At 70.6% G+C, this 18,541-nt stretch carries 19 protein-coding genes; 11 read left to right on the top strand and 8 right to left on the bottom strand.

From position 1 onward, the window contains the following. Positions 1–7: 7 nt before the first annotated feature. From AC0LPE_RS00645 to AC0LPE_RS00620, 6 genes are read left to right on the top strand one after another with little or no spacing between them, the layout of a single operon-like run. Positions 8–676, top strand: a complete 669-nt coding sequence (locus AC0LPE_RS00645) for a methylamine dehydrogenase light chain (RefSeq protein ID WP_059382063.1) — start codon at positions 8–10, stop codon at positions 674–676. Next, positions 673–1,980 carry a hypothetical protein gene (locus AC0LPE_RS00640; RefSeq protein ID WP_145690281.1) on the top strand — a complete coding sequence of 436 codons (1,308 nt, stop codon included), beginning with the start codon at positions 673–675 and terminating at the stop codon, positions 1,978–1,980. The genes AC0LPE_RS00645 and AC0LPE_RS00640 overlap by 4 nt, the downstream gene beginning before the upstream one ends. Next, positions 1,977–3,569, top strand: coding sequence for a multicopper oxidase family protein (locus AC0LPE_RS00635; RefSeq protein WP_059382061.1), 1,593 nt, complete (start codon positions 1,977–1,979; stop codon positions 3,567–3,569). The genes AC0LPE_RS00640 and AC0LPE_RS00635 overlap by 4 nt, the downstream gene beginning before the upstream one ends. A gap of 10 nt (positions 3,570–3,579) precedes the next feature. Beyond that, the gene (locus tag AC0LPE_RS00630) at positions 3,580–3,921 is read left to right on the top strand and encodes a cupredoxin domain-containing protein (RefSeq protein WP_145690282.1); all 342 of its coding nucleotides are present in this window, start codon (positions 3,580–3,582) and stop codon (positions 3,919–3,921) included. Further along, complete coding sequence (locus AC0LPE_RS00625; protein WP_088896849.1) at positions 3,918–4,241, top strand: cupredoxin domain-containing protein; 324 nt, start codon at positions 3,918–3,920, stop codon at positions 4,239–4,241. The genes AC0LPE_RS00630 and AC0LPE_RS00625 overlap by 4 nt, the downstream gene beginning before the upstream one ends. 60 nt (positions 4,242–4,301) lie before the next feature. After that, positions 4,302–5,153 (top strand): methylamine utilization protein, encoded by an 852-nt coding sequence (locus tag AC0LPE_RS00620; RefSeq protein ID WP_490605429.1) that lies wholly within the window; start codon positions 4,302–4,304, stop codon positions 5,151–5,153. Between the two features lie 61 nt (positions 5,154–5,214). Here the strand turns inward: AC0LPE_RS00620 and AC0LPE_RS00615 are convergent, their stop codons facing one another. Beyond that, positions 5,215–6,792 carry a TM0106 family RecB-like putative nuclease gene (locus AC0LPE_RS00615; RefSeq protein ID WP_145690777.1) on the bottom strand — a complete coding sequence of 526 codons (1,578 nt, stop codon included), beginning with the start codon at positions 6,790–6,792 and terminating at the stop codon, positions 5,215–5,217. A gap of 149 nt (positions 6,793–6,941) precedes the next feature. On the opposite strand from AC0LPE_RS00615, the gene AC0LPE_RS00610 reads away from it, so the two are divergent. The 5 genes from AC0LPE_RS00610 to AC0LPE_RS00590 are packed head-to-tail and all read left to right on the top strand — an operon-like array spanning position 6,942 to position 10,335. Further along, positions 6,942–7,625 carry a DUF6474 family protein gene (locus AC0LPE_RS00610; RefSeq protein WP_490605428.1) on the top strand — a complete coding sequence of 228 codons (684 nt, stop codon included), beginning with the start codon at positions 6,942–6,944 and terminating at the stop codon, positions 7,623–7,625. A gap of 35 nt (positions 7,626–7,660) precedes the next feature. Next, positions 7,661–8,152 carry a hypothetical protein gene (locus tag AC0LPE_RS00605; RefSeq protein WP_024102630.1) on the top strand — a complete coding sequence of 164 codons (492 nt, stop codon included), beginning with the start codon at positions 7,661–7,663 and terminating at the stop codon, positions 8,150–8,152. 34 nt (positions 8,153–8,186) lie between these two features. Beyond that, entirely contained in the window at positions 8,187–8,861 is a 675-nt protein-coding gene (locus AC0LPE_RS00600; RefSeq protein ID WP_490605427.1) for a YcnI family copper-binding membrane protein, read from the top strand. Continuing rightward, on the top strand, positions 8,858–9,391 hold the full coding sequence (locus AC0LPE_RS00595; protein ID WP_016695401.1) for a copper resistance CopC family protein: 534 nt from the start codon (positions 8,858–8,860) through the stop codon (positions 9,389–9,391). Before AC0LPE_RS00600 ends, AC0LPE_RS00595 begins: the two co-directional genes overlap by 4 nt. A gap of 5 nt (positions 9,392–9,396) precedes the next feature. After that, a complete protein-coding gene (locus tag AC0LPE_RS00590; protein WP_088896856.1) occupies positions 9,397–10,335 on the top strand; it encodes a copper resistance D family protein in 939 nt (312 codons plus the stop codon). Positions 10,336–10,439: 104 nt separating this feature from the next. Here AC0LPE_RS00590 and AC0LPE_RS00585 read toward each other — a convergent pair whose 3' ends face one another. The 7 genes from AC0LPE_RS00585 to AC0LPE_RS00555 form a co-directional block, all read right to left on the bottom strand. Next, a complete protein-coding gene (locus AC0LPE_RS00585; protein WP_016695399.1) occupies positions 10,440–11,078 on the bottom strand; it encodes a UdgX family uracil-DNA binding protein in 639 nt (212 codons plus the stop codon). A 19-nt stretch (positions 11,079–11,097) separates the two neighbouring features. Continuing rightward, complete coding sequence (locus AC0LPE_RS00580; RefSeq protein ID WP_490605426.1) at positions 11,098–14,280, bottom strand: acetyl-CoA carboxylase family protein; 3,183 nt, start codon at positions 14,278–14,280, stop codon at positions 11,098–11,100. 71 nt (positions 14,281–14,351) lie between these two features. Beyond that, the gene (locus tag AC0LPE_RS00575; RefSeq protein WP_145690291.1) at positions 14,352–15,104 is read right to left on the bottom strand and encodes an ABC transporter permease; all 753 of its coding nucleotides are present in this window, start codon (positions 15,102–15,104) and stop codon (positions 14,352–14,354) included. A gap of 66 nt (positions 15,105–15,170) precedes the next feature. Beyond that, complete coding sequence (idi, locus tag AC0LPE_RS00570) at positions 15,171–15,755, bottom strand: isopentenyl-diphosphate Delta-isomerase (protein WP_016695396.1); 585 nt, start codon at positions 15,753–15,755, stop codon at positions 15,171–15,173. Positions 15,756–15,807: 52 nt separating this feature from the next. Then, positions 15,808–16,776 (bottom strand): phytoene/squalene synthase family protein, encoded by a 969-nt coding sequence (locus tag AC0LPE_RS00565; protein WP_490605425.1) that lies wholly within the window; start codon positions 16,774–16,776, stop codon positions 15,808–15,810. After that, the gene (crtI, locus tag AC0LPE_RS00560) at positions 16,769–18,388 is read right to left on the bottom strand and encodes a phytoene desaturase family protein (RefSeq protein ID WP_490605424.1); all 1,620 of its coding nucleotides are present in this window, start codon (positions 18,386–18,388) and stop codon (positions 16,769–16,771) included. The genes AC0LPE_RS00565 and crtI overlap by 8 nt, the downstream gene beginning before the upstream one ends. After that, positions 18,385–18,516 carry a hypothetical protein gene (locus tag AC0LPE_RS00555; protein ID WP_257785283.1) on the bottom strand — a complete coding sequence of 44 codons (132 nt, stop codon included), beginning with the start codon at positions 18,514–18,516 and terminating at the stop codon, positions 18,385–18,387. Before AC0LPE_RS00555 ends, crtI begins: the two co-directional genes overlap by 4 nt. Positions 18,517–18,541 lie beyond the last annotated feature (25 nt).

The raw sequence follows: 18,541 nt of genomic DNA, 5'->3' as shown, positions 1-18,541 counted from the left end.
ACCGGAGATGCACGAGAACCGATATCCGGTGGACGAAGCCACCGTCAAGGAACAGGCCGAATGGATGGCCGGCCGCGGTGGATCCTTCATCGGCCGCACCGGACGCAAGATGTCCGAGCGGGTCTCCCGCCGTTCGGTGATCAGCAAGATCGGCCGGTGGACGATGGGTGTCTCCGGTGTGGCACTGATCAGTTCGCTGCCCGTCACCCGCACGGCCCTGGCGCAGGAGCCGCCGGCCCCCGCCCCCGCCGAACCCGAACCGTTCGTGCCGGTCTACGACGGCAAGGATCCCGCCGAGTGCGAGTACTGGCGCTGGTGCAACATGGACGGCACCTCGTGCGCGGCCTGCAACGGCGGCGGCGTCACCACCTGTGCACCGGGAAGCCGTCCCGGAGCGGAGTTCTGGGTGGGGTGCTGCACGCATCCCGACACCGGTAAGACCTACCTGATCGCCTACTACGACTGCTGTGGTGCACCGTCGTGCTCGAACGCCTTCTGCGGTGAGCCCGACATGCAGGCCATCATGTACAACCCGGTCTCGGGCAGCTTCGACCAGGAGATCATCTGGTGCGTGTCCGACGAATCCCAGTCGTACACCTGCACGATGGCACCGATCATCGGTGAGGACTGCCAGACCCGTCCTGCCGCACGACCGAAGGTGGGCGCCGGATCATGAAGCGCACCCAACGGGCGGTCGCCGCGACCGTCCCGCTCGCTCTCGCACTGTCCCTCGCGGCGTGCTCGAGCGACGACGACAGCGCCTCGTCCGCTGCGGCGGGCGAGGTCAGCTACCCGACCGTCCCCTACACCACTCCCGGTGAGGGCATCTCCCTCGGCCACGACGACCAGGAGATCGGCGACACCATCCCGGAACCCGTGCACGTCTCGGAGATCCAGCCCGCGAGCGAGAACGACCTGCTCGCGGTCCTCCGGACTCCGGGCGGGCTCGAGATCGGTGTGAACGTCCTCGACCCGGTCACCGGCGTCGCGGGCAGCCGCATCGTCGTGGGCCCCGGCATCTGGGATCCCGTCATCCACGGCTTCGTGGGCGAGAGTTCCTCGGACCCGGCGGTTCTCGCCGCCGAGGTGTGGCGGCCCCGCGGTTCGCGCGGCCAGGCCGACTTCACCGTCACCACCTACTCGGGCGACCTGCTCGAGCCGGACGAGATCGAACTGCCCGACTACGCCCGCGCGCACTCGCGCCCCGGCTCCAGTGCCGTCACCTCGGACGGGAAGTACTTCGTGACGTGGGACGACGGCCTGTACGGCGTCCGCGTCGTCGATCTCGAGGCCGGCGAGGAGAGCGGCGCGCTGCAGATCATCGGGTGCGGGCCGTTCACCTGGCTCGTCGACCACGAGCTCTACAGCGTGTGCGAGGACACCCGCGAGCTGATCCAGATCTCCATCGACGATGCCGGTGTCCCCACGGAGACGGCGCGCACGAAGGTGCTGCCCGACGACTTCGTCAGCAACCGCAAGGTGACCTGGGCCGCGGACGCGAAGAAGGCGCTGCTCGTCGGCGCGACCGGCGACGTCTTCGTCTTCGACTTCTCGAACGGTCTGCCGGAGGATCCCGTCGCTCCCATCGGGAACGCGGGTCAGGACGGTGGCCGCTTCGCGGAGAACGCCATCAACAACACCGGCGACCGGATCGCGATCGAGTACACCGACAGCGAGATCCATCCGCACTCGGCGCGCGGCGGCGACATCGTCAAGGTCGAGTTGTTCGACGCCGCCGGCCTCACACCGATCCGCACCCTCGATCTCGAGGCGCTGGGGCTGACGGACATCGCGTCCATGGCCTTCTCCGTCGACGGATCGATCCTGTACGTGGTCGGTTCGGGCCCCGAGGTCGACGGCGAGTCGGCCCAGCGCATCGTCGGTGTCTCGGCGAGCGACGGCGCCGAGGTCAGTGCTGCCGAGGTCACCGGCACCGTCGACGACATCCGTTCCCTCCTGACCCCGCAGGTGATCCGATGACACGACCCGGTACCGGGCTCGTGCTCGACCGCCGACGCTTCCTCCGCCTGGGCACCCTCGGTGCCGGGGCGGTGGGGCTCGGCGCCCTCGGGTTCGGTGCCGCCGCCTGCAGCTCCGGTACGTCCGGGCAGCAGGCGGCGGCCGCCGAGCTCGACTACATCCGTCCCACCGACCCCGAGGTGGCCGCGGCCGAGGCGGCCCGCACCACCTCGGGGGCGACGGCCGCCTTCGCGCTCGCTGCGGGTGTGGGCGCCGTGGACCTCGGTGGGCGGATCGTGAACACGTGGACCTACGGCGGGGCCGCCGTCGCACCCGAGCTGCGGTTGTCGAAGGGCGACCGTGTGCGGGTGTCGGTGGACAACGGGCTTCCGCAGGAGACCACGCTGCACTGGCACGGCATCCGGATCCGCAACGACATGGACGGTGCGGCTCCGGTCACGCAGGAACCGATCGGCGCCGACGGTGGCCGGTTCGAGTACGACTTCGTCGCACCCGATCCGGGCACCTACTGGTACCACTCGCACAGCGGACTGCAGGCCGACCGCGGCCTGTTCGGGGCCATGATCATCGAGGACCCGAACGACGCGACCGGCGCGGACGCCGACGCGGTGCTCGTGCTCGACGATTGGGTCGACGGTCTGGGCACCACCCCCGACGCGGTCCTGGCCGCGCTCAACCCGCAGGTCGCCGGGCACGGTCACGCCGGGCACGGCTCGGGGCCGGCCGAGTACTCGGACGCCGATGCCTCGGTGGCGCAGCAGATCACGTCGGCGGGCCACGGGGACTCCGTCCCGCTCGGCGGCATGACCCAGCACATCGCGTACCCGCTGCACCTGATCAACGGGCGCCCGCCGAACGATCCCGCCATGGTGGAAGCCGCTGCGGGACAACGGTTGCGACTGCGGATCATCAACGCCGCCGCGGAGACGCCCTACCGCTTCGCCGTGGCCGGCCACGAACTGACCGTCGTCGCCGTGGACGGTTTCGACGTGCAGCCGACGACCGCCGACACCGTGATCCTCGGCATGGCGCAGCGGGTGGACGTGCTCGTCACGGTCCGCTCCGGTGCGTGGCCGATCGTGGCGAAGGTCGAGGGTCGCGACGGCTACGCGTCGACCGTGCTGCGGTCCCACGACGCAGTTCCGATGTCGAACCCCGATGTGGGAGGAAACATCCCGGAGCTGAACGGGCGACTGGTACCCGAGAGCGAACTGCGGCCCGCCGAATCGGTGCTGCTCGAGAAGCGGGACGTCGACCGTGACTACCGTGTCGAGCTGATCCAGGCCGGCGACCGCTACGTGTGGGGCATGGCCGGCCCCGACGCCGGCCGACTGGTGATGAAGGAGGGTGAACGGATCCGGATCACGATGGTCAACTCGTCGCCGATGTGGCATCCCATGCACACCCACGGCCACACCTTCGCCGTACCGAGTTACGGCGGTCTGCGACGCGACACCGTCAACGTGCTTCCGGGGACCGAACTCGCCATCGAGTTCGACGCGGACAATCCGGGCGAGTGGATGTTCCACTGCCACAACGCCTATCACTTCGAGGCAGGAATGACCGCGAATCTGCGGTACATCCGGTGAGGACGAGATCATGAAGAAGTTTCTTTCCGCGATCGCGGGCACGACACTCGCGATGGGACTGCTGACCGGATGCGGCAGTGCGGACGCCGACGAACCCGCCGTCGTCATCGAGGTCTCCAACATGTCGTACAGCCCGGCCTCGGTCACCATCGAGAAGGGCCAGACCGTGCAGTGGCACTTCGACGACTCGGGCCTGCCGCACGACGTGGCCGGTGACGGACCGCTCGAAGGTGACCTGAAGAGCGAACTGCTCACCGAGGGCACCTACGAGTACACCTTCGACGAGGCCGGCACGTTCACCTACCACTGCACGCCGCACCCCGCGATGGTCGGCACGATCATCGTCGAATGAGGCGGATCCGGTGGGGCGTGGCCGCGTTCGCGATGCTGGCCGCGACCTCGTGTGCGGGCTCCCCCGCCGGTCCGGACGCGGAGATCGTCGTGCGCGACGTGCACTTCGCACCGGTGGACGTGACCGTACCGGTGGGCGGCACCGTCCGGTGGACGTTCGACGACGGCGGGGTCCTGCATCACGTCGGATCGGAGGGCGAGTTCGACAGCGGCATCACCCCCGAGGGGAGCTTCGAGCACACCTTCACGACGCCGGGCGTCTACGAGTACCACTGCTCGGTCCACCGGTACATGACCGGAACCGTCACCGTGACCGGGTGACGGACAACGCCGTCCGCCGTCCGATCGCACCCTAGAGCACCACAGCAAAGGAGCATCCCAATGACGGAAACACTCGTGCGTGAGCCCCTGGCTCACCCACCCCTCGGAGTCGACGTACCGGAGATACGCCCGACGCTCGAGAACGCCGTCGCGAAGAAGACCCGCGGCGGCCTGATCGCCGGTGCCGCGGTGGTCGGCGCCGCCGCCGGTCTCGTCGCGGCTCCCTCGACCCCGACGGCCATGACCGCCGCGGTGATCGCGACCGGTGCGGTGACGGCACTGGCCGCCAACTGGTCGACCTGCGGCATGTCGGTGGCCGGCGTGGTCGCCGCACCGAAGCAGCCGGGACGCCGCGGGTCGTCGACCCCGGTGCGCCGCCTCGGCTGGCACGCCCTGGGATCGCTCGCGACGGGCGTTCCCACCGGCGCACTCTTCGGTGCACTCGGTGCGCTCGTGACCGGCTCGGTGCCGTGGGCGTGGATGCTCGCGGCCTGGGGCGTGATCGCACTCGGCTACGGCCTGCACGAGCTGGGCATGATCACCCTGCCGACGCCCATGCGGCGTCAGCAGCTCCCCCGCCATCTGCGGCGCACGATGGCGCCGTGGAAGGTGTCGCTGCTGTTCGGCGCGCTCATCGGCCCCGGCTTCATGATCTTCATCCGGTCCAGCGCGTACTACCTGCTGGTCCTCGGCGTGATCGCCTCCGGTTCGCCGGTGCTCGGCGCCGCGATGTTCGCGACCGTCAGCCTCGGTCGCTGCATGCCGAGCGTGCTGGCCATCCTGCACACCCGCCGCGGTGGTTCGATGCCCGGCTTCCTGTCGGCGATGTGCGTCATCGACCGTCGCGTCCAGACCCTCACCGGCGGTGTCCTCATCGCCCTGGCGGCCTTCGCTCTTGCCGTACTGGTCTGATCTCCCGTGCGTGGTTCCGGTGGCCGAGGCCGCCGGAACCACGCACGTGGCATGCTCTGCGCTACAGGTCCTCGACGAACGGGATGTCGAGCACCGCGCGATCGCTCATCCACTCGCGCAGGACCTTCGTGGCGATCACGTCGTCCTCGTTGTACTCGAGCAACCGCACACGCTGCGCCGGATCGGGCTCGCCCGCCATACCCACGGCCTCGCGGTACCAGCTCATCGACGCCTCACCCCCGGCCTCGGCGTCGCGCCAGTGATGCCCCGCGATCGGTGCGATCTTCTTGAGCCCCTTGCCATTCGGACACACGAACTGGTCGGTGACGGCCTGGAAGATGTCGACCCACTCGTTCGAACCGATGAACGCCTTGACCTCCGCGAACTCCGGCACACCCGGGAATCCGTGGAACCGCCGCGCCGACGACAGCAACCACTTGTCCTCCGCCGACCGCGAATAACAATAGGCCGCAAAGGTCTTCCCGCGACGTTCGGCCGCGCGCCGCTGATCCGACAGCCAGCGCCAGAACTCGGCGAACGAGCGCGCCTCGTCGTCGGTCGGCACAGGATCCCACGTCGCGAACGGGATGTACTCGGAGGACGATCCCGAATTGAGCAGCGTGCCCCACAGATAAGCGCCGTGCTCGTGGTAGCTCTCCATGTCGATGTCGACCTCGACGTCGGCGCGGTGGACGTGCACGTGCCGGTAGCGACGCACGAGCGGCGCACCGGCGATCCACGCCCGCGCCGTGACGATCGCGTCCTCGAACGAACCCTGCGGCCACGCCTCGGGTTCCTCACCCTCCCACCGGGCGAGGCCGTCGATGGTGTGCACCTCGAGTTCGCGCAGCACGGCGGCGCGTTGCCCCGGCGCGACGAGCGACACGTCCCGGGTGACGGTGAGTTCGGCGCGGCAGCGGTCCCACCACGGGCAGGTCTTGCACTCGCCGATCTGCGACGGCGCCGTCGGAGTGAGACCCCGCGCGATCTCGAGTCGGTCCGCCAGGCGGGCGTCGTAGTCGTCGAGGATCTGGTCGAGATCGTGCACGAGGATGCAGTCGCCGCCGTATCCGATCGCGCCGGCGACCTTCGCAGGGCTCGCGAGTCCGTGACGTTCGAGCATCCGGTACAGGTGCGCGAGGCGCATCTGGTCGCGCACCTGACTGCGCACCTTGCGGGTCTCGTCGACGGCGGGTGCCCACGCGAACAGGTCGGTGGTGAGCGCGCCGCGTCCGGGATCGGTGACCTTGTGGTTGACGACGATCACCGGGATGTAGCCGCCGCGTTCGGCATCGCGCAGCAGGATCTCCGAGCGGCCGCGGCGTCCGGTGTCGGGTTCGCTCGGCAGCACCGCACCCCAGATGCGGTCGGCTCCCGCGCGGCACGCGTCGAGGGTGCGCTCGGCGCGCTGCGACATCGGCCCTTCCGGGGCGACGAGCACCCACCCGTCCGGGTCGGCGTCGAACAGCGTCTGGCGGATCGCCTCGCGATGCGCAGCCGCCGCCTCCTGGCGTTGCCGCGCACCCGGATTCTCGGGTGCACCTGCGAGTTCGTCGGGGAAGGTGGCGTCGAGATAGACCCGGTGGCGGCACCTCGTCAGCGCAGCGGCCTCGAGGGAGACGGCTGTGCGCTGTGACACTCCGCGTTCGGGCCGCGGTAGTTCTCCGGTTGCGTCCACGACATTCCAGGGTATTCCCTGCACAGGCGACGGCTCGCAGCAGCACCGTCACGTTAGGCTGACGCGGGGCGCCGGAGCGTCGTGTCGTACCGAATGGAGGGTGCTGTTCGATGGGGTTGTTCACACGGAAGCGTCGCGCGACTCGCAGGGCGGAAGCGAAGGCGCTGAGGACCAAGGCGAAGCTCGAGGCCAGGCTGGTCGCGAAGAATCGGCTCGAGAACGACCGGCGGGCAGCGAAGACCCAGGCGAAGATCGACAAGAAGCTCGCGAAGTCGCAGGTCAAGCTCGACCAGGAACTCGTGAGGTCGCAGGCCAAGGTCGAGAAGGAACAGCTCGCGACCCTCAAGGCACAGAAGAAGGCCGCCGAGAACCAGGGACTCACCGCGGCGAAGGTGCGCCGCTATCTCGGCGTCGCGCGTCTGCTCGCGCCGGTGCTCGTCCCGATCGTCTACCAGGCCGTGACGGCGCTGCGCGGTCAGCTCGACTCGCGTCGCGCGCAGCAGCTCGGCGTGCCGATCGAGGAACTGGGTTCGTTCACCGGTCACGGTGCCCGGCTCAGTGCCCGCATCGCAGGTGCGGAACAGTCGCTCGCGAAGGTCGAGCAGCGCAACCCCAAGGACGCGGAGACGCAGAAGTTCGCCACCGCGACCCGCGAGCGCCTCACCGATCTGACCGCCGCCGTGCAGACGGCCGAGCAGATGCCGGCCGCGCGCCGGAAGTCGGCGCACGCGGCGATCTCGTCGGAACTCGACGGCATCGAAGCGGATCTGCTCGCGCGCCTCGGCGTGCGCTGATACGGCCTGCACATCAGGAACGAGCACGACCGACAGTGACCAGGTACCCGACCGTTCTCGGCACCACCGCGGGCATCGCCACCGCGGTGCTGGCGGTGGCCGCCCACGGCGCCGCCGGCGGTGGTGTGCCGACGGGACCGGTCGCGGTACTGCTGGTCGCGGTCGCGGCGATCGTCGGGATCCTCGGCGCGCACCAGCCGTCGCTGTCACCGCTCGTGCTCCTCGCCGGTGGGCAGGCTGCCACGCACGTCGCGCTCACCGTGCTGGTGCCCGGCCACGAACACCTGTCGGTGTCCATGCTGGGCGCCCACATGCTCGCCGTCGCCGTATGTGCGGTGCTGCTCACCGCTGCGGCCCACGTATACGCGGCGTGCGGCACCGCGCTGCGGGTCGTGCTGCTGCGCGGCCCCCGGGTCGCCGCACCCGCCGTGCTCGCTCCCACCTCGTCGACCGACCGGCTCGTGTGGGGACGTGCACCCCCGGCCATCTCGCGGAGAGGACCACCGCTCGCCACGGCTGCGCTGTGACGATCGATCCTCCAACCACGAGAAAGACCCATACATGTTCGAGTTCTCCCGTCGCGCCCTCGTGGGCGCGACAGCAACCGCTGCGCTGATGGTCGCGGGCGCCGGCATCGCCTCCGCCCACGTCACCGTCGTCGCACCCGGGGCCGAGCAGGGCGGCTACACCGTCCTGACCTTCCGGGTCCCCACCGAGTCCGAGACCGCCGGCACGACGGCCGTCACCGTCGAGCTTCCGGGCCTGCGCTCGGCGCGCACCGAGCCGTTGCCCGGCTGGACGGCGACCGTCGAGAAGGATCCCGAGTCGCAGCTCGCGACCTCCGTGACGTGGACCGCCGAGCCGGACGTGCAGGTCGGGCCGGGCCAGTTCCAGCAGTTCGTCCTGTCCGTCGGGCCGCTGCCCGACGAGGACGAGGTCACCTTCCCCGCGATCCAGACCTACAGCGACGGCGAGGTCGTGGCGTGGGACGAGATCGCGACCGGCGACGAGGAGCCCGAGCGTCCCGCCCCCAGCCTGACCCTCGCCGCGAGCAGCGGAGACGGGCACGGCGGCAGCGGCGACGCGCACGTCACCGACACCGGTGAGACCGCCGCGGCGTCGGAGGGCACCACCACCGACAGCACCGCGCGCTGGCTCGGCGGTATCGGCCTGGTGCTCGGCGCGCTCGGTGCCGCACTCGGCCTCGGCGCCGTGGTCCGGGGGCGGCGGGCATGAAGCGCATCCTCGTTCTCCTCACCGCGGTGATCGCGGCTCTGACCCTGTCCGTCGGCTCCGCGTCCGCCCACTCGGTGGTGCTGTCGAGCTCGCCCGAGGACGGCGAGCAGATCGCCGAGGCACCCGATCGGGTGACCGTGACGTTCAACGAGAACCTGCAGGAGCAGTTCGCGGCCCTGACCGTCGTCGGGCCGGACGGCAACCTGTGGTCGAAGAGCGACCCGATCATCGAGGGTGCGACCGCAGCCGTCGAACTCGACGGCCTCGGCCCCGTGGGCGAGTACACGATCGCCTACCGGGTGACCTCCGCCGACGGACATCCCGTCAGCGGAACCCGCACCTTCACGCTCACCCAGGAGGGAACCGGCACGCCCGGCGAGGCGGCATCCGGTGACACCGCGACCGGCGAGACCGGCGCGGAGTCGGGCGAGAGCGACAGCAGCGGACCGGCCGTGTGGTGGTTCGTCGTCGCAGGTGTCGTCGTGGTCGCCGCAGGTCTCGCCTTCGCGCTGCGCAAGCCGAAGGCCTGACCCGCATGATCCCGGAACGCCGGCAGTGGCTCGTCGTGGCCGCTGCCGGCGTTGCCTTCGGAACCGTCGCGGGCATCGCCGTGGCCGGTTCCCTCGCCCTGCCCGCCCCGTCGAGTTCGGTGCGGGCGATCGGGCTGTGTGTCGGCTCGACCGTGCTCGGACTCGCGGTCCTGGCGGTCATGGTGCAGCGGCAACGCCGTCCCGCGGTCTCCTCCGACACGCTGTGGCGCACGATCGCCGCGCTCGGCGGTGTCTGGCTCGCGCTCGCGAGCATCGACCTCGCCTGGGCCGCGTCCACCGCCGCCGACGTTCCCGCCACAGATGTGGACGTGGGGCGGTTCGGGCAGTTCCTGGCCACCACCACGGGCCGCGTGGATGCGTCGGCGTGGGTGTGCATCGCCGCGATCGTCGTCGTCGCCGCGGTGGCGTACCGCCGGTCGGCGTCGTGGTCCACCCTGCCGGTGCTCGTCGCCGCGGCGCTCGCGTTGATTGCCCGCCCGGTCACCGGCCACATGGCGCAACAACCGCTCGGGTCGCTGTTCAACGCCGTGCACGTGCTCGCGGCCGCGGTGTGGTTCGGGGTGCTCGTGGCGCTGGCCGTCACCGTGCGGGGCCGCGGAGCGTGGGCGGAACTGCTACCGCGCTACTCGCAGCTGGCCGTGCGGTGCGTGGTGGCGTTGGTGATCACGGGCGTGGTCGACGCGGCGGTACGGCTCGGCTCGGTCTCTGCGCTACTGGGCACCGGCTACGGACGCGTCGTGCTCGCGAAGGCGATCGTGCTGTGCGCCCTGCTCGGGCTCGCGTGGAACTGGCGGCGCAACTGGCTCCCGGCAGCCTCGACGCACCGCCTGCCGGAGGAGGAGTCGCTGCGCAACGCCGTCCTCGAGGTGTGCGCGATGTCGGTGGCGCTCGGGCTCGCAGCGGGGCTCGCGACCACCGGCTGAGCCGTCACAAGCCGACGACGGCCGAGCCGTCACAAGCCGACGACGGCCGAGCCGTCACAAGCCGACGACGGCCGAGCCGTCACAAGCCGACGACGGCCGAGTCGTCACAGGCTTGCCGCGCGTTCCAGGTCCTGCACGAACGAGCGGAACATGTCGTCGCGCTGCGATTTCGCCCGCAGCACCGCCGACGGGTGCACGGTGACGACCACCGCCGGATCGCACGACCCGCACAGCTCCTCGGGCAGATGCAGGACCTCACCGCGGTGTTGTGTGAGCTTGAAGTCCTTGCCGAGCAGCGACTGCGCGGCGGTGGCTCCGAGGCACACCACCACGTCGGGGCGGACGGCATCGAGCTCGGCCTCGAGCCACGGGCGGCACGCCGCGACCTGCCCACCCGACGGTTTCTTGTGGATCCGTCTGCGGCCGTTGGCGGACCGGTCGAAGCGGAAATGCTTGACGGCGTTGGTCACGTACACCGTGCCGCGATCGATGCCCGCGCGTTCGAGGGCCTTGTCGAACAGGTGCCCCGCGGGCCCGACGAACGGTTCTCCCGCGAGGTCCTCCTCGTTGCCCGGTTGTTCGCCGACGAACAGCATGCGCGCGTCGCGCACCCCTGCGCCGAAGACCGTCCGCTCGGCGGCCTTGTAGAGATCGCATCCCCGGCATCCCGCGGACGCGGCGGCGAGTTCGGCGAGGTCGCGGCTGTCGGGTACGTACTCCTGCGCGCCGGGATAGGTCACCATGGCTGTCGCATACCCGGCTTCACCGCGGTTGCACCAGTCGCGCGATCCAGGCGCGGCTGTCGGCGGGGTCGATGACGTCGTCGAGTTCGAAGCTCGTCGCCGCCTGCAGGGCCTTGCCCTGCTGGTAGGCGAGGGCGACGAGCCGGTCGAACAGCTCCTCGCGCTCCCGGGGTGTCTCCGCGGCGTCGAGTTCCTTGCGGAATCCGAGACGCACGGCTCCCTCGAGTCCCATTCCGCCGATCTCCCCCGTCGGCCACGCGACGGTGAATTCGGGTGCGTGGAAGGACCCGCCCGCCATCGCCATCGCGCCGAGGCCGTAACCCTTGCGGAGGATGATCATGCCGAACGGGACGGTCAGGCGTGCGCCGGCGACGAAGAAGCGTCCGAAGCGGCGCACGGTGGCGTCCTTCTCCGATTCCGGTCCGACCATGAATCCCGGTGTGTCGCACAGACTCACCACGGGCAGCCGGTGCGATTCGCACATCTCCAGGAAATCCGCGGCCTTGTCGGCGGCCTCGGCATCGATCGCCCCGCCGAGGTGGGCACTGCTGTTGGCGAGCACACCGTAGGCGGCGCCCTCGACGCGCATCAGGGCGGTGACGATGCCGACGCCGTAGTCCGGGCGCAGTTCGAGCACCGATCCGACGTCGGCGATCGCGTCGATCGCCGATCGCACGTCGTAGGCGCGGAGACGGTTCTCCGGCACCACATGTCGCGCGAGACGCGGGTCGGGTGCCTGCCGGTCCTCGTGCGGCGCGGTGAAGTAGGCGAGATATCGCCGGGCGACGTCCACGGCGTGCGCCTCGTCGCGCGCCGCGACGTGCACGACCCCGTTGCGGCGTTGCACGTCGATCGGTCCGATGTCCTCGGGGCGGTGCACCCCGAGCCCTCCGCCCTCGATCATCGCGGGACCGCCCATGCCGATAGTGGCGTCGGGGGTCGCGATGAGCACGTCGCACACCCCGGCGAGCGCGGCGTTGCCCGCGAAGCAGCGGCCGGAGACGACCGCGACGGTGGGCACGCGTCCGCGCAGTGACGCCATCGAGCGGAAGGTGGGCAGGTCGAGTCCCGCACCGGAACCGGCGTCGACGTCCCCGGGTCGCCCGCCGCCACCCTCGGCGAACAGCACGAGCGGCACCCGCCGCCGGGCGGCGAGTTCGAGCAGCCGATCGGTCTTGCGGTGGTTGTTGCGGCCCTGGGTGCCCGCGAGGACGGTGTAGTCGTAGGACATCACGACCACCTCGGCCCCACCGATCCGGGCGGTGCCGCCGACGAGCCCGTCCGCGGGGGTGTTCGCGATCAGGTCCTCCTCGCTGCGGCGGCCGCGCTGCGCGGCGAGGACGAGCGGTCCGTATTCGACGAAGCTGCCGTCGTCGACGAGGTCGGCGATGTTCTCGCGTGCCGTGCGTCGGCCCCGCCCGTGCCGCTTCGCCACGACCTCGGGTCGCGCCGCGTCGGTGGTGATCTCGTGTCTGCGACGGATCTCGTCGAGGTCGGCGCGGTCGGCGTCGAGGTCGACGGCGGCGATGTCGTCCGTCGCGGTCTCCGCGTCGAACAGGCGGACCACCGCGAGCACCGTGCCCGGGTCGACGGTGCGGCCCGGCTCGACGAGCACACGTTCGACCACGGCACTGCCGGGTGCCCGGATCTCGTGCTGCATCTTCATCGCGTCGAGAACGGCGAGCGGCGCACCCGCCGGAACGGTGTCGCCTGCGCGGGCGATCTCCACGACCGTGCCGACCATCTCGGCGCGCACCGCGTGTTCGTCGGCGCGCAGATCCGTGTACTCCACCGGCGCGGCCGTGGTGGTGTCGACGAAATCCGCGAGCCGCTCCCCCAACCACGTGGTGTGGATACTTCCGGATCGGAACTCCTTGTCGTCCAGGATCTTCTGCAGAAGGTCGCGGTTGGTGTCCACACCGTCGACGACGAACTCGCCGAGTGCAGTCGACGCCTTGCGCAGGACCGCCGCGCGGTCGCCGGAGCGCACGTACGCGACGACCTTGGCGAGCAGCGAGTCGTAACGTCCGGTCACCTCGAGGCCGGGCCGGCCGTGGGTGTCGACGCGGATGCCCGGTCCGGTGGGTGGTGTGAACGCGGTGAGCGTCCCGGCGGCGGGCAGGGCGATGCCGTCGGCGCGCGGCATCTCGGCGTTGACGCGCACCTGCACCGCGATGCCCTGCGCCGCCGCAGGACGTCCGCCTATCCCGCTGCCGTCGAAGGTGATTCCTTCCGGGAGACCGAGTTCGTCGAATCCCGCCCCGCGAGCGATCGCGATCTGGGTCGCCACGAGGTCGACGCCCGTCACCTCCTCGGTGACGGTGTGTTCCACCTGGATCCGGGGGTTGACCTCGAGAAACACGAAACCGTCGTCGTGGACGAGGAATTCGACGGTGGACAGTCCGTGGCACCCGACGTGCCCGATCAGCCGGACCGCCGCGCCGTGCAGCGCCTCCCGCAGGGCGTGGGGCAGATCGGGCGCGGGTGCGATCTCCACGAGCTTCTGGTGCCGACGTTGCACGCTGCAGTCGCGATCGCCCGACGCCACCGCGCGGGTACCCGACCCCGATTCGGCAGCCACGACCTGCACCTCGACGTGCCGGGCACGCTCGACGAGCGCCTCGGCGTACAGCCGGTCGTCGTCGAAGGCGGCGTGCGCTTCGGCAGCGGCGAGCCGGAGCGCCTCGTCGAGATCGGCGGCATCGCGGACCACGCGCATGCCGCGACCGCCACCACCTGCCAGTGCCTTGACGACGATCCCGCCCGGACGGTCGCGCAGGAAGGCCCGCACGGACTCCGGATCCGTCGCCTCGACGGCGGCGGTCACCGGGATGCCGAGTTCCTCCGCCACCGAGCGGGCGGCCCGCTTGTCGCCGAGGATGCGCAATGCTTCCGGGGACGGCCCGACGAAGGTGAGCCCGGCGTCCGCGCAGGCCTGTGCGAAGGCGGCGTTCTCGCTGAGGAATCCGTAACCGGGATGCACGAGCGTGCATCCCGTCGCCCGGGCGACACCGACGATCGCGTCGGGGTCGAGATAGGCCGAGGGACCGGACCCCGGCAGGGCCTCGGCTCGCGTGGCGGCGCGGACGTGCGGAGCGTCGGCGTCGTCCGTGGCGTGGACGGCGACGGTATCGAGTCCGAGCTCCCCGGCCGTGCGGACGACACGCAACGCGATCTCACCCCGGTTGGCTACGAGCAGCATCGACGATCCTTCCCTCGGCAGCGGTTGTATCCACTCCTACTCCGATGGCGCCCGCACCGCAGACCGCCGTCTCACACGACGACGACGGGGCGGTGACGTAGGGCGCGACCGAGGCCGAGCGCCATCAGCACGGACGTGATCGAGGCCGTCGCCATGATCGCGGCGAGCACGACCACCTGGAAACGTCCGGCCTCCACCGGCGACAATCCGCCGAAGATCGCGCCGACGAACGCGCCGGGCAGGGTCACCAGGCCGGTCGTCCTCGTCTGGTCGGTCGACGGGATCATCGCCGCGTGGACGGCGAAGCGCGCGGGTGAGAGGGTCGCCTGCCGCATGGTCGCGCCGAGCGCGAGCCATCCCTCCACCTCGGGCCAGTGGTCGTCGACGGTTTCGTGGAAGCGGCGACCGGCGAGGGTCGCGACCGTCATGGTGTTGCCGATGATGATGCCGCCGAGCGCGAGCGCGTAGCGCGGGGTGGCCTCCACCGCGCCGGTCGCGAAGACGATGCCCGCCGCGACGAGTACACCGGTCGACATCGCGGCGGCCGTCGCCCCGCGCACGACGGCCGCGTTCCCGATCCGCCGGCAGGCCGTCCACCACGCGACGGTGAACATCACGACGAGCACCACCGCGACCCATCGGGCGTCGGTGATGACGCCGGAGAGCACGACGCTGATGAGCGCGAGCTGGACCGCACCGCGGGCGATGGCACCGACCGGCGCGAATCGGTGCGGGACCCGGAACGCCCACAGCACCGCCGTCGAGATCGCGGCGAGGGCGAGGACGCCGACGATCGTGCGGATCAGGACGGTCGGGTCGATCACAGGGTCGACGTTAACGGCCCTGGGCCGGCGTGAGGCCCTGATCGGACCCGAGAGAAGGGTGCGGACCTATCGGCGTTCGGGCGCGGCGTGCGGCAGATCCGCGGCAGACGCCACCGGCCAGCGCAGCGGGTCGGGACCGAGCGTGCGGAGCTGCTCGACCTGCTCACGGCACCACACCGAGACTTCACGGCGTCCCTCGACGACGTCCTCGGCGAATTCCGTCCAGTCGACCCATTCGGTGTCGTGCACCTCCGACGGCTCGGGGACCGGCGCGGGCCCGTCGTAGAGCACGCGGAAGACGGGGCAGATCTCGTTCTCGACTATCCCGTTGTCCATCACCGCGCGGTAGCGGAAGGACGGCAGGACCACCTCGATGTCGTGCACGTCGAGCCCGAGTTCCTGACGCAGCCGGCGGCGCACGGCCTCGGTGAGCGGCTCGTCCGGCGCCGGATGACCGCAGCAGCTGTTCGTCAGGACACCGGGGAAGGTCGACTTGTCCAGGGCGCGCCGGGTGAGCAGAACGTTGCCGTGGGGGTCGAAGACGTACGACGAGAAGGCGAGGTGCAGCGGGGTGTCGGTGGTGTGCACCGTGGCCTTCGGTTCGATCCCGACCGCGCGACCTGCGTCGTCGAGCAGCACGACTTGTTCCATGTGTTGTCCTGTTCTGTATTCGTGTCCGAATGCCGGCTCGGCCGGGCGGGCCTCACCGGTCGAGCGGCGCGGTGGGCGTCCCCAGTCTCGACCGTGAACGCAGCGTGGTCCAACCGGCCGAGGCCAGCCGTGGTGCCGCCACCGACAGGCGCCGGCGCCGCGACACGCGTGCGCGCTGGTGGAGTACCCGGTATCCGCTCTCCTCCACCGCCCGCAGGATGTCGCCGTAGAGGACGAAGGCGGTCCGCATCGCGGGACGCACCTTGGGGTCGAGCAGGTCGATGCCCGGTTCGGCCACACGGTAGATCGAACGGGTGTGCGCGATCAGGTGCGCGAGGGCGCGCTCGAGCCGCACGTCGCGCTGCCCGGTCCGGCGGCAGTGCCACAGCAGGTCCTCGTCCACGTCGAAGGCGGCGAGGATGCCGGTGGGCAGGTAGATGCGGTCGCGGTCGAGGTCCTCACCCATGTCGCGGATGAAGTTGGTGAGCTGGAAGGCCTCACCGAGTGCGGCGGCGGGGGCCTCGGCCCGTTCGCGTGCGCCCTCGATCCCGAGGATGGGCAGCATCTGCAGCCCGATGACGGCGGCCGAGCCGTACATGTACTCCGACAGTTCGTCCATCGTGCGGTACCGCGAGCGGAACAGTTCGGTGCCGGGGATGTCCATCCGCATCGATCGCAGGAAGGCGTAGTAGTACTCGTGCGGGATGTCGTACCGCTGCGTGGTGTCGACGAGGGCCCGCAGCACGAGACCGAATTCGTCGTAGGTCGGCGGCCTGCCCCCGAGCGCGTCGGACAGACGGCGTTCGAGCGCGTCGAGAACCGGCGCCGCGTCGACCGGTTTCACGTCGACGATGTCGTCGACCATCCGCGCGAAACCGTAGAGGGCGTGCACCCCGGCCCGTTTGGACGCCGGGAAGATGCGGGTCGCGAGGAAGTAGGTCTTGCCGTGACGCCGATTGAGCTCACGGCACAGCTGATACGCCTCGTGCAGATCGGGATCGATCCCGTCGAGTTCACCCATGAGCAACCGCACCTGCTTCCATCGGAATCGACATCGTCGTGGGCCCGGCAGTCGCACCACCGGAGATACGTTCTGCGGCAAGACGTCCGGAGATGAGCACGGTCGGGACGCCGACACCCGGCGTGGTACCCGACCCGGCGAGGACGACATTGTCGACGCCGTGCACGAGGTTCGGGCGGCGGAAGGGCCCGGTCTGCCGGAACAGGTGCGCCGCCGAGAAGGGGCTGCCGTCGAGCATGCCCTTGTCGGCCCAGGTCTGCGGGGTGTCGATGTGGTCGACCCGCATGGAACTCGCGAGTCCCCGGTAGCCGCGCTGCTCGAGGACCTGCTGGATCTCCCGCATGTACGGCTTGCCGAGGCGCCCCCAATCGAGGGGTGCGGCAGCAAGATTCGGGCACGGCGCCAGCACCGAGACCGGTTCGCACTCCACACCGTCCCGCACGACCCGCAGGGACGGATCGGTCACGGCGGGTCGCGTGATGAGCAGGGACGGATCGGCCATCAACCGGCCGCGGCCGCGCGGCGCGGTGATCCGCGCGAAGGTCTCCTCCCACTCGGCACCGAAATCGATGGTGTGGTGGGACTCCGGCCAGGCCTGCGTCACGTCGGTGGGCACCGTGCCGTGGAAGACGACGGCCGAAGGCGACGCGACGGTGGCGCTGCGGGCGCGCCGGCGTGGCGGAACCCCGGCACGCAGCAGCAGATCGTCGACCACCGGCAGGTCCACGGTGAGGACGACGGCGTCGGCGGCGAACTCCCGGCCGTCCGCAGAACGCACGCTCCTCGCGCGGCCCCCGTCGACGCGGAGTTCCGACACCTCGACCCCGGTGTGCACGGTGCCGCCACCCCGGACGAGCGCATCGACCATCGCGGCGGCGATGGCGGACATACCGCCCTTCGGGAAGTAGACGCCGAGCGAGGTGTCCATGTGGGCGATGGCGCCGTAGACCGCCAGGGCCGTCGACGGCGCTGTGCCCGCGTACAGGGCCTGGAAGGTGAAGATGCGCCGGAGCCGCTCGTCCTTGATGAACGACCCCACGCGCGATCCGAGTCGGCCGAAGCCGCCGAGCCGGACGAGGTTGGCGGTGTCGCGCAGTGCCGCGGGTGTCGACACGAGGTCGAGCGGCGAATCGAAGTTGGAGTCGATGTAGCGGTCGAACTCGGCGTCGAAGATCGACGCGAGCCAGCGGCGCAGCCGCCGGTACCCGCCGGCCTCGTCGGGACCGCACACGCGCGCGATCTCAGCGGTCATCTCGTCCGGATCGGAGTACACGTTCAGGGCGGTGCCGTCGGCGAAGCGCGCGTGGTAGCCGGGGGCGAGCGGGGTGAGGTCGAGTGCCGGGGTGGTCGAGCCGAAGGATTCCCCGACGGCCGCGAGCGCGTCGGCGATGAGGTTCGGCATCGTCAGCACGCTGGCACCGTTGTCGATGTCGTAGAGGTGCCGCCCGTCCTCGAACACCGGGTACGTACCGACGCGACCACCGACCGTGTCCTCGCGTTCGAGGACGGTGACGCGCTTGCCGGCGCCGGTGAGGTGGAGCGCCGCGGACAGTCCCGCGAGGCCCGCGCCCACCACGACGACGGACTCGACGGGGCCGCCGACGGACCTCACGCCTTGCCTCCCTGCGCGCGGGGGGTCGTCTGCTCCGTGCGCGTGCGCGCTTCCATGAACAGCTGGAGGAAACCTACGGATGGGTGCGGGTGCCGATTCTCGTTCTGCCGGGCTTCGTAGTTGGGCATGCTCGGTCTTCCTCTGGTCGTTGCT

This window comes from Rhodococcus sp. S3 (assembly GCF_058211795.1).
This window is presented reverse-complemented; position numbering and strand designations above follow the sequence as displayed.